11 protein-coding genes are annotated in these 9,838 nt (G+C 59.1%); 6 read left to right on the forward strand and 5 right to left on the reverse strand.

The genetic code is table 11. The features are described from left to right. The 3 genes from IRZ24_RS11795 to IRZ24_RS11805 all read left to right on the forward strand — a co-directional run. A partial coding sequence (locus IRZ24_RS11795) for a DHA2 family efflux MFS transporter permease subunit (RefSeq protein ID WP_297164339.1) occupies window positions 1-1,221 on the forward strand: 1,221 nt, incomplete at its 5' end. A gap of 137 nt (window positions 1,222-1,358) precedes the next feature. Continuing rightward, window positions 1,359-2,084 (forward strand): HlyD family efflux transporter periplasmic adaptor subunit, encoded by a 726-nt coding sequence (locus IRZ24_RS11800; protein ID WP_297164343.1) that lies wholly within the window; start codon window positions 1,359-1,361, stop codon window positions 2,082-2,084. Window positions 2,085-2,416: 332 nt separating this feature from the next. Further along, complete coding sequence (locus tag IRZ24_RS11805; protein WP_297164346.1) at window positions 2,417-2,818, forward strand: hypothetical protein; 402 nt, start codon at window positions 2,417-2,419, stop codon at window positions 2,816-2,818. Between the two features lie 110 nt (window positions 2,819-2,928). Here the strand turns inward: IRZ24_RS11805 and IRZ24_RS11810 are convergent, their stop codons facing one another. The 5 genes from IRZ24_RS11810 to IRZ24_RS11830 all read right to left on the reverse strand — a co-directional run bounded on the left by IRZ24_RS11810 (window position 2,929) and on the right by IRZ24_RS11830 (window position 7,251). Further along, window positions 2,929-3,462 (reverse strand): NUDIX domain-containing protein, encoded by a 534-nt coding sequence (locus IRZ24_RS11810; protein WP_297164349.1) that lies wholly within the window; start codon window positions 3,460-3,462, stop codon window positions 2,929-2,931. An 83-nt stretch (window positions 3,463-3,545) separates the two neighbouring features. Beyond that, window positions 3,546-4,382: a M55 family metallopeptidase gene (locus IRZ24_RS11815; RefSeq protein WP_297164351.1), complete on the reverse strand. Its 837-nt coding sequence runs from the start codon at window positions 4,380-4,382 to the stop codon at window positions 3,546-3,548. Window positions 4,383-4,416: 34 nt separating this feature from the next. Next, a complete protein-coding gene (gene galK, locus IRZ24_RS11820; RefSeq protein ID WP_297164353.1) occupies window positions 4,417-5,733 on the reverse strand; it encodes a galactokinase in 1,317 nt (438 codons plus the stop codon). Next, window positions 5,720-6,640, reverse strand: a complete 921-nt coding sequence (locus IRZ24_RS11825) for a hypothetical protein (protein WP_297164356.1) — start codon at window positions 6,638-6,640, stop codon at window positions 5,720-5,722. Before IRZ24_RS11825 ends, galK begins: the two co-directional genes overlap by 14 nt. A gap of 29 nt (window positions 6,641-6,669) precedes the next feature. After that, complete coding sequence (locus IRZ24_RS11830) at window positions 6,670-7,251, reverse strand: hypothetical protein (RefSeq protein WP_297164359.1); 582 nt, start codon at window positions 7,249-7,251, stop codon at window positions 6,670-6,672. A gap of 226 nt (window positions 7,252-7,477) precedes the next feature. Between IRZ24_RS11830 and IRZ24_RS11835 the strand changes: the two genes are divergently transcribed. From IRZ24_RS11835 to IRZ24_RS11845, 3 genes are all read left to right on the forward strand, one after another. Then, entirely contained in the window at window positions 7,478-7,777 is a 300-nt protein-coding gene (locus IRZ24_RS11835) for a hypothetical protein (RefSeq protein ID WP_297164362.1), read from the forward strand. Between the two features lie 51 nt (window positions 7,778-7,828). Beyond that, a complete protein-coding gene (locus IRZ24_RS11840; protein ID WP_297164365.1) occupies window positions 7,829-8,815 on the forward strand; it encodes a hypothetical protein in 987 nt (328 codons plus the stop codon). A 223-nt stretch (window positions 8,816-9,038) separates the two neighbouring features. After that, window positions 9,039-9,838: PIG-L family deacetylase (locus IRZ24_RS11845; protein ID WP_297164368.1), on the forward strand; the 800-nt coding region annotated here is incomplete at its 3' end.

A 9,838-nucleotide genomic window follows, 5' to 3' on the forward strand; every position in this document is an offset into this window, starting at 1 on the left:
CCCGAGGAGCGTGGGATGAGCATGGGTCTGTTCGGTGTGCCCGCTCTCTTGGCCCCCGCTATCGGCCCTACCCTGGGGGGTTACCTAGTGACATACGCGGGCTGGCAGTTGATCTTTTATATCAATGTGCCGGTTGGCATTGTGGCCGTGCTGCTAGCGATTCTCCTGCTGCGTGAGCAGCCGGTGGAGCGTAGGCCGCGTTTCGATGCGGCAGGCTTTGTCTTTGCTGCTGGCGGTCTGGCGTCGCTGCTCTATGCTCTCTCGGAGGCCAGTACCTATGGCTGGGGGTCGACGCTGGTGCGAGGCTTTTTGATCGCTGGTGTGCTGGCTCTGGCCATCTTCACGGCCATTGAGCTAACCCTCGCGGCTCGCGGTGGTGAGCCGTTGCTTGATCTGCGGCTCTTTGCCAATGGCCCGTTCACGACCAGCACGATCGCCCAGATCTTTATCATCTTTGGCATGTTCGGGGGTCTCTTCCTCTTCCCGATCTATCTGCAGGATCTGCGCGGCCTGAGCGCCTTCCAGGCCGGTCTGCTTCTCCTCCCCCAGGCCCTGGCCTCGATGGTTAGCTCGGTGCTGGGCGGTGTACTTGTCGACCGCCTTGGCGTGCGCCCGGTGATGATTCCCGGTCTGCTGGCCCTGGCCTTGGCGAACTGGGAGTTGACGACGCTCTCAGTCCATTCCTCTTTTGCCTGGTTCCAGTGGATTCTCGTCCTGCGCGGCGTGGCGCTTGGTCTCTCGGTCCAGCCGCTGGCTGTGGCTAGCCTCTCGACCATTCGCCCGGATAAGTTGGCGCAGGCTTCTTCGATCAGCACCGTCACACGCTCGGTCTCCAGCTCCCTCGGCATTGCTGTGCTGGCAACGCTGGTCCAGACGCAAAACCAGATCCATTTCGGCCATCTGGCTGAGATGGTTACGGCCAGCTCACCACTGGGACAGTTGGTCCCCCGCATCCAGGCGCTCTTTATGCTGCACGGCGCCGATGCTCGCTCGGCCTATAATGCGGCCCTGCAGCTGATCGCTGAACTGCTGCAACAGCGCAGCTATGTGCTGGCCATGCAGGATGCGTTCCGTCTGACTCTGGTGGCTACCTTGCTGGCCATGCTGGCGACGCTCTTTGTGCGCTCCGGTGTCCGCCCCCGCTGGGCACGCCGGCGCGGCGCTCAGGAGGAGGGTCGGGAACGTACAACAGCCGCTATGGAAACGATGTTCGCCGGCTAGCCGGCCTGATTCGCTCGCGCATAACTCTCTGATGAACCTGACCAACGAGACCCGCACGGGATTGACCTGTTTCATAGTGCCTTCTTTGCTGAAAGAACAAGGAAGGTCTATCCGAGTACTTGAGGAGTGTGATTGAGATGAGACGCTTGATTCTGGTCCCTGTCCTGACGGTTATCGCTTTATTTGCGATTGTCGGCGGGATTGCTTATTGGATCTACTATAACTATATGTACTACAGCACCGATGATGCTCAGGTGACTGCTCCTATTGTGACCATCAGTGCGCCCACCAGCGGTACGCTGACGACGCTGAGTGCGAATCTGGGTGACCATGTAAATGCTGGTCAGACACTGGCTCAGGTGACTCCCGTCGCGGCGGCCACCACAGGGACAAGTGCCGCTACCACCGCTTCTACACAGCCAGCAGCTTCCACCACCTCCGCTGCTCGCACCAGTGCGGCGCGCTCCCTGCCTCTGACCAGCCCGATTAGCGGGACGGTGATTCAGGTGACCGTCGTCCCCGGTCAGCAGGTGACCGCTGGCTCTCCCTTGCTCGAGATCTATGATCCCAGCCACTTGACGGTAACTGCCTACGTGGACGAGAATGCTATCAATAATATCCAAACAGGCCAGAGCGTCGATATCACTATTGATGCATATAAGGACACAAAGTTCACGGGACATGTGAAACAGATCGTCCAGGCAGCAGCTTCGGAGTTCTCGCTCCTGCCAGTGCAGGATAACGCTAGTGGGAATTTCACCAAGGTCGGCCAGCGTATCCCGGTGATCATCAATCTGGACGGCTCTGCCGGCAAGACACTGATGCCCGGCATGAGTGCCGAAGTGACGATTCACCTTCACTAAGGGACAGCAGAGGGCCTGGCAACAAATAGGAAGCTGCTTTCCGTCATGACTTTGCCAGGTGTGACGGAGAGCAGCTTCTCGCAAGGTGACCTGGGAAAGGGGCTGGCAAGCCAGTTCCCTTCATTCACGCTCACTGGCTCTGAGCAGCCCTACGCTTCCATCCCACCTGAGATTACCTGACCAAGGCTATCCATTTCATTCATGGTCAGAGCGGCCTGAGCCAGTCCAGGAGCACCAGCCTCAAGGCAAGGGAGGGAATTAGAAAAGAAGTTACTAGCAAACAGGTCAAGAGGAAAAGAGATTTGAAAGTGCACAGGCAAAGGAGCTAAGCAGTGGTCTTGCTCATTTCAGGAGGTTTACTCGTCCTTGGTCTCTTGGCCATCGTGGCCTTAATCTGGGTGATCAGAAGCACTCCAGCCGAGGATCTTCCGTCGCGGGGTTTGGCTTCAGCCTCGCCGCGGGTTGAAGTGGCTCCCGCTTTCGAGTCTGGAGAGCGCGAAGCGCTTCCAGCCGGCGAGGACCACAGGAGCCATGAGCTGGCCTTGCTGAACCCGGAGCTTCATGCCCTGGCGACCCAGCTTCGCACTCTCCATCAGCAGTCGGCAGAGTTGGAGCAGCGCCTGGATATTCTGATCCAGGTCGTTGAGCGCATCGAGCGCTCACTTCCAGCCCGAACTGAGGCGGAGGCCAGCGTCGGCACCGAGTCACAGGATCAAGGAGCGAGTCAGTCCTGATAGGCTCAGCCGTAAGAGAACCAGGGTCAGGGGCGCATGGGCTGTCATAGATCGACTCTGGCGGCCCTCCCTGGCTCTGGTTTTTTGCGCCGGCTTTGACAGATCTTCCATCATGGATGCTTTGTCCTTTCCTCTTTGACCCTGACTAGTGCCTGCCAATCGCGTAGAATGATGTAGTCGAAGGGGAAAGCCAGCTCAGGAATGGCCTCGGGAGGGAACAAGGCCAGCTCGCTGACCTCACCCGGCTGTGGCGTTAGCCCCTCTAATGAACCGCCCAAAGGACGCGCTCGATAGGCCACGAGCAAGTGAGGGCTGCCTTTGCGACTGTAGAGGCCTAGGAAGTCCAGCAACTCTACCTTGAGATTCGTCTCCTCTTTTACCTCGCGCAAGGCCGCCTCCTCTAGCTCCTCACCACGATCAACGTAGCCACTGCAGAAGCTCCATTTTCCTCTTCCAGGCTCAATCTCTCGCCGACCTAACAAGAGCTGTCCCTCGTGTTCGATCACAACAACCGTCACAACCTTTGGCCCAAGATAGAGCACAAAGCCACAAGCCGGACAGCTCGGGCGTGCAATCGCTCCGACGAGCTGCTCCCGCAGAGGTGTGGCACAGAAGGGACAGTAGCGATAGATAAGCTCAGCCATCAGTCACCTCGCGTTTTTAGAGGAAGGGAGAACAGGCCAGCGATTAGCTCAGCTTCTTCTGGCCGCCGCGCTTCCGCTTCCCCCTAGCCCTCGGCAAAAGCCCGCGCCAGCATGACGACAGCAACAAATTGGCGGTAGATGTCTAGCAGATGATCACCACTCAGGCAGACGGTACGCGCCGCCGTCCGCTCCACGCCTCGCACGCTACAGGCTATGTCTGCCATGTCCGCCACTAAAAAGGTGACTTCCAGCCGCACCGGTAGCGTGAAGCTAGGGGGTGCCAGAGGCTCGCCGCACCTCAGACGCTCCACAGCGCGTCGTGCCCCCGCGTACAACAGTTCACAAGCTTTGGTTGGATGCAGATGGGCAGCGGCAAAGCGTCCAAGAGAGTGCTTCACAACAATCTTTTCGGCGGCAGGCGCTACCATCTCCGCTTCCCGGACTGCCACATCATCACCACTGACGAGCACGATCGGTACGCCGTAGTGGGCCGCTACCAGGGCGTTGATGCCTGCCTCACCTACCACCTGCCCGTTGAGGCGCACTTCCCAAATGGCAGCCGGGCTATAGGTGTGGCAGAGGACCGCCCGCTCTGCCCCAATCGAGCCATGATAGCTGACAAAGCAGACACCGGCAAAGCTGCTGTCAAGTCCCTCCATCATATAGAGAGGTTTATAACGACCACTGATCAGGGTGGCCTCCCCGGCCAGGTCCTGGGGATGAAGGTTGCGCATAAAGTGATGGGCATCATTGACGACAAACAGGCTGGCACCAGCTTCCTGGGCCCCAGAGATCACAGCATTGACCTCGCACGTCAGGAGCAGACGCCCTTGCTCATACTCAGGCTTTCCCTCGATGATCTGCTCCCAAGCGACAATGCCGCTGGTGCCTTCAAAATCAGTAGAAAGAAAGAGCTTCATCGCCTATCGACTCCTCAACGCTGCTCTTTGCCCCTTAAGCTGGTAGGGAGAGGGCACCCGGGCCGCCAGCCGCCCGACAGACCTCTACACTGGCCGGTCGTCCAGTTCGGCGCGGGTATTCTCTCAAAATGGCCTCTGACAACGGCTCCACTGCTGCCGAGCGCACCAGATTAATCGTGCAACCGCCGAAGCCTCCGCCCATCATACGCGCCCCCAGCACCCCCTCAACCTGGCGCGCAATCTCTACCAGTGTGTCCAGTTCCAGACAGCTAACCTCATACTGATCGCGCAGCCCCTCATGCGTCTGCCAAAGATAGGAACCAACAGCTTCTACCTCGCCGCCTTCCAGCAGGCGCGCTACCGCTAGGACCCGTTCATTCTCGGCCACCACGTAGGTAGCTCGCCGCCGGAGCACTGCGGGCAAGCGAGATGAATAGCGAGCAAGCAGCTCCGGCGTCACATCTCGAAGCGAGACAATGCGCGGTCTCGATGCTCCGCTACCTGGCATCGACTCGGTCTCAGCACGCACTAGCTCTGCAAGCAGATGCGCAGCTTCTTCGCACTGCTGCCGACGCTCATTGTAGGCGGAAGCTGCCAGTTCGCGACGTACGTGGGTATCAGCTACCAGAAGTGCTACCCTCTCGCTTTCAAAGGGGAGATAGCGGAACTCGAGCGAGCGGCAGTCAAGCAATAGGGCCTGTCCAGGGCGCCCGAGACAGGAGGCTGCCTGGTCAAGAATGCCGCAACGTACCCCTGAAGCCAGGTGCTCGGCTTGCTGGCACAGGCGTGCCACCTCCAACGGTTTCAGCGCTACAGCAGCGGCAGCCCCTTCTCCAATGCCAAATCCTCCCTCCGAAAAGAGCGCCGCCGCCCAGGCCGTCGCCACCTCCAGGGCCGCAGAGGAACTCATCCCCCCTCCCAGTGGAACATCGCCATTGATGACGGCGCTGAACCCTCGCAGCTTCAGGCCAGCCGCTTTCAACTCGCTCAGAACCGCCAGCACATAGCGCGCCCATGCAGGCAATCGCGCCGCCTGCGCGGTGAAAGCGGCTGGTAAGCCCTCTACCTCGATTTCTGCCAGTTCCTGAAACTGGCACGACCAGAGACGTACTCTTCCATCTCGCCGCCCTCGCCCAGCGAAAGCTACCACTCGATCGACAGCTAAAGGCAGAACAAAGCCCTCATTGTAGTCCGTATGCTCACCTATCAGATTGACCCGCCCAGGCGCCCAGGCCACACCCAGAGCGGGCCTTTCCGCCAGCAGCCCCTCGTCCGCGCCAAAGACTGCCGGAAAATGCTCGACCGCTACCCGCGCGGCAGCGGGCAGCTCTTTTGGCTCATTTGCTGTCATGAGCAACCCTCGCGATCGCTTCTCTCAGTTCTTCTGCTTTCTGGATAGGAGATGAATCGTTGGTCCAGAGCGACCAGAGCATCTCGGACGAGGCTGCATACTTCAGCTTCCCCGGCGCCCGTCCCACCGCCAGGATCTCAATATGGAGGTGGAAACGCTCATCGGCTAACTGATGAACTCCAAGCATATAGGGCATGGGGGCCATACGGCCATGATCTAGTGCATTATAAGCTCGTATGATCTGAAGCAGCAGGGCCGCTAGATCGTCCAGTTCGTGATCGCTGGTTGCCGCTAGATCAGAAATATGACGTCGTGGATAGAAATGCGTTTCGTAGGGATAGCGCACATAGGGGGGGAGGAAGACTTGCCAGCTTTGATTAGCCAGTATCTCGTAAGGGCCATGCTCCAGCTCGGCCCGCACCCGGCAGAAAGGGCAGCCGCGTCCCGCCTCCAGCTCCAGCCTCACGGTCTCCAGCTCTCTTTCAAGCAATGGCGGCAGCACTGAAACCCCATATGCCTGCCCATGAGGGTGCAGCTGTGTCTGACCAATGCCCGTGCCGCTATTCTCGAAGATCATCACCGCCGCATAGCGCTGACTCAGGTCGCGATACAGCTCGCGCCAGAGCCGGATGACTGCGCCCACCTCCGGTAGAGTGAGACGGGTAAAGGTGCGATCGTGATCCCGATGGTAAATCACCACGTAGGCCTCACCGACCGGCGGACGAAAAGGGGGAAAATCGTTCGGATGCAACCACGCTTGAGTGTCAGGCCCAACTCGCCCCTCGAGCACATCGGCACAGAAAGGGCACTGATCCGTTCCTTCTCGCCGATGCATCCGATGCGGCGCATTCACCACATAGTGGCGCAAAATCGGATTCCATACCAGAGCGTTTGAATCTTCTTGCATACCATCCCTGTCTTCAAGAAGACATTTGTTCATAGATAGCGATGGGCCGTCTGGGTGCCCAGCAACACACAGCGCCCAGCCTGGGCCAGAGCAGTTAGCAGGGCCCCCTTATCGACCGCGTCCTTCAGGGGCTGCCCTTCATCGGGGCCAAACAACCACTCATTCCACGTCTGCCAGTCAGTAAATAAGGCCCAGGCCACAGGAGCAACCAGGGCGTGGGCGGCACGCAAAATAGCCAGACCATCTTCATAACCTGGCTCCAGCTCGTCCACAGCCTTCAGCCCTGCCGCCTGTAGCGACTCGAATGTACGCAGCGAGCGGATTTCGCCCTCGACCACCTCACAGACCAGGCCGAGCATGAGACGCTCAGCAGCCGCCCCACGAACTTGAGCCGAGGCCTGCTCTGGCAAAGCCGCCTGCCAGACCGCGACCACCAGACTGCAGGGCGAAGGTAACCTCTGCAAAAAGGCCTCAATCTGGCGTTTAGTCCAGCCATGCCAGACATAGCTCTCATCATGCTGTTCTAACAATAGCGCCGCGTTCAAGAGCGCCCTAGCCCGCTCCCAGAGGGGCGAATTACCATCAAGGATAGCTACCTCTTGCGCTAACACAGAGCACACCTCTCCAGGAAGAATACACCCCAACGTCTCTATGATACCACCTCTGGGACCTGAGAGCCATGCGGTCAGGCCTTCCAGCGCCCAGCAGCCGGGCAAGGGTTCTTTCCTCTGGATTCAGAGGCGGTAGATAGGGTATAATGCAAACGGTCTGGGCGCAGTCTAGTCGCTCGGCCACCCTTTCAGCTGATCACATGCGCAACAAGGAAGGTATCCTACTGTGCCCTGGTGTAAATTTTTTGTGCCCAAGATCGCTACAGCCGGGATCAGGCCCGATGATCCCGCGCTGAACGAGCATATCGAGTACGCGAAGTGCATCAAAGGCCACGTTCTGAGAGACGCCAACGACTGGATTCTGTGCGAAAATCTGCCCACCCCCGACGCTCGTTGCTGGCAAGAAGGTGGTGAAACCCTCCTCTCGCTTGCGGGCCGTCGTGGAGGTGGAACAGAAGCCAGCCCCTCGCCAAGCTCTGACAGGCGGGGAAGCCCCGACGATGCCATCGCGCGGCGCAGCTTGTAGCCTAGCCCGCGCTTGATACCGACCCGCCCGGGAGGGAGCAGGCAGAAGCATATGCGTAAAAGCTCACCGTCATCCCCGACTGTCGTGCAACCCGCGCCCGAGCTGCTCGCGCGGGTTCATCATCTTCTGCTGGAGTGGTACGCCCGCGAGCAGCGACCGCTGCCCTGGCGCGCTACCAGCGATCCCTATGCCATTCTGGTCTCAGAAATCATGCTCCAGCAGACGCAGGTAGAGCGCGTCATCCCAAAATATCACGAGTTTCTAAGCCGCTTTCCTACCGTGGCGGATCTAGCCGCTGCGCCAACGGCAGCGGTCATTGCGACCTGGGTGCCCCTGGGCTATAATCAGCGTGCCGTGCGTCTGCAAGCCATCGCCCGTCAAGTTGTTGCCCAGTACCAGGGACGTATCCCTGATAGCTTAGAGGAGCTGCTCAAGCTAAAAGGGATCGGGCGCTATACTGCCGGGGCCATCGCCTGCTTCGCCTACCGCCAGCAGGTAGCCACAGTTGACACTAATATTCGCCGCGTGCTCCACCGACTGTTCATTGGTCTGGAGTATCCGCAATCACGCCTTAGCGATGTCGAGGTCCTGGCTCTGGCCGAACAGGTCCTACCCGCCGGTCAGGCCTACGAATGGAATCAGGCCCTGATGGATCTGGGGGCAACGATCTGCACGAGCGCCAGTCCTCAGTGCGAGCGTTGCCCAGTCCGCGAGACTTGCGCGGCCTACCGCGAGTTAAGCACCCAGAGCCTTTTTCCTTCGGGGGCAGTTCTGCGCACGCTGCGCAAAGTGGCCGAGAAGAAGAGCGGCTATCAGGCCCAGCCCTTCACCCAAACTGACCGCTATTTCCGGGGCCGCATCGTCGCTCTGCTACGCACTCTGCCGCCAGAGCAGCGCCTCCCTTTGCATGAGCTTGGACCACGGATCAAGCCATCCTATACTGAGGATGATCTCCCCTGGCTCCGGCGGCTTGTTAGCCGCCTGGCGCGCGATGGCCTGGTCGACTACCACGAGGAGGAAGGGGTACGGCTGCCGTAGAGAGATGCCCCTGAATATACTCTGCCTCTACTAAGGAAGAGCAGCGTCGTACTCATTCACTCGGCCCGGCTTCGGTCAGCCCTCCCACGAAGACAATGGCCGTCTCCCTGGCATTGCAACATAGTGTATGATATGTTGCGTGGAGACTGCGGCCCTATCAGTATCCCGCGGGGCCAGCCGCATCCAGTGGTCTTCATCGAACTATTCATGGGAGGGCTTACCCTTGCAGCTACAAAGTATTGCCGATATCGCCAGAAAGCATCGACATATATTTCTCTCGCCGCATTTCGATGACGTTGTCTTCTCGTGTGGAGGGACAATTGCCCTGCAGGCTAGCTGCGGCCTGCATCCTCTGGTCATTACTGTCTTTGGCGGCCTACCACCAGCTAACCACTCCCTTAGCGCACTGGCCACCTCGGTCCACCAAAGCATGGGCTTCGGCCACGATGCCCGCGAGGCAGTAGAGATGCGACGACGTGAGGATGCACGAGCGCTCGACTATCTCGGGGCTGACTATCTCTGGCTGGACTATCTCGATGCCATCTACCGTGGCGACCCTCCTTACTATACTCGCCAGGAGGAGCTGTTCGGTCCTATTCATCCCGCCGATCTGAGCATTGATCAGCAGCTTGGCCACTTGCTGGTGAACCTGAGCGAGCAGTTGCCTGATACCGTCTGGTATGCACCTCTCGGTGTGGGTCACCACGTTGATCATCAACTGGTCTGTTCGGCAGCCGATCGCCTAGTGCAGCGCCGTGTCAATGTCAAATTCTACGAGGATTTTCCTTACGTCACTCGCCTCGGCGAGCTGGAACGACGTCTGCACGAGTTTGGCGATACGCTAGAGCCAGCCTACGTCGAGATGTCTGAGTTGCTACCCCTGCGTCAGGAAGCCTCCCAGATGTATGCCTCGCAGATCGCTGCGATCTTCGGCGATAAAGAATCTATGTATAAATTGATGGACGAATATACCCACAATATTCGTCCGGTTGAGACCGTCCATCTCGAACGCTACTGGACCCC

The sequence above is a fragment of the Thermogemmatispora sp. genome (genome assembly GCF_019683755.1).
GTDB lineage: Bacteria > Chloroflexota > Ktedonobacteria > Ktedonobacterales > Ktedonobacteraceae > Thermogemmatispora.

What these genes read in the sequence shown, in the direction of transcription:
- IRZ24_RS11800 (WP_297164343.1), top strand. Translation starts at nt 1,359, where the DNA reads ATGAGACGCTTGATTCTGGTCCCTGTCCTGACGGTTATCGCTTTATTT.
- IRZ24_RS11825 (WP_297164356.1), bottom strand. Translation starts at nt 6,640, where the DNA reads ATGCAAGAAGATTCAAACGCTCTGGTATGGAATCCGATTTTGCGCCAC.
- IRZ24_RS11815 (WP_297164351.1), bottom strand. Translation starts at nt 4,382, where the DNA reads ATGAAGCTCTTTCTTTCTACTGATTTTGAAGGCACCAGCGGCATTGTC.
- IRZ24_RS11840 (WP_297164365.1), top strand. Translation starts at nt 7,829, where the DNA reads ATGCGTAAAAGCTCACCGTCATCCCCGACTGTCGTGCAACCCGCGCCC.
- IRZ24_RS11810 (WP_297164349.1), bottom strand. Translation starts at nt 3,462, where the DNA reads ATGGCTGAGCTTATCTATCGCTACTGTCCCTTCTGTGCCACACCTCTG.
- galK (WP_297164353.1), bottom strand. Translation starts at nt 5,733, where the DNA reads ATGACAGCAAATGAGCCAAAAGAGCTGCCCGCTGCCGCGCGGGTAGCG.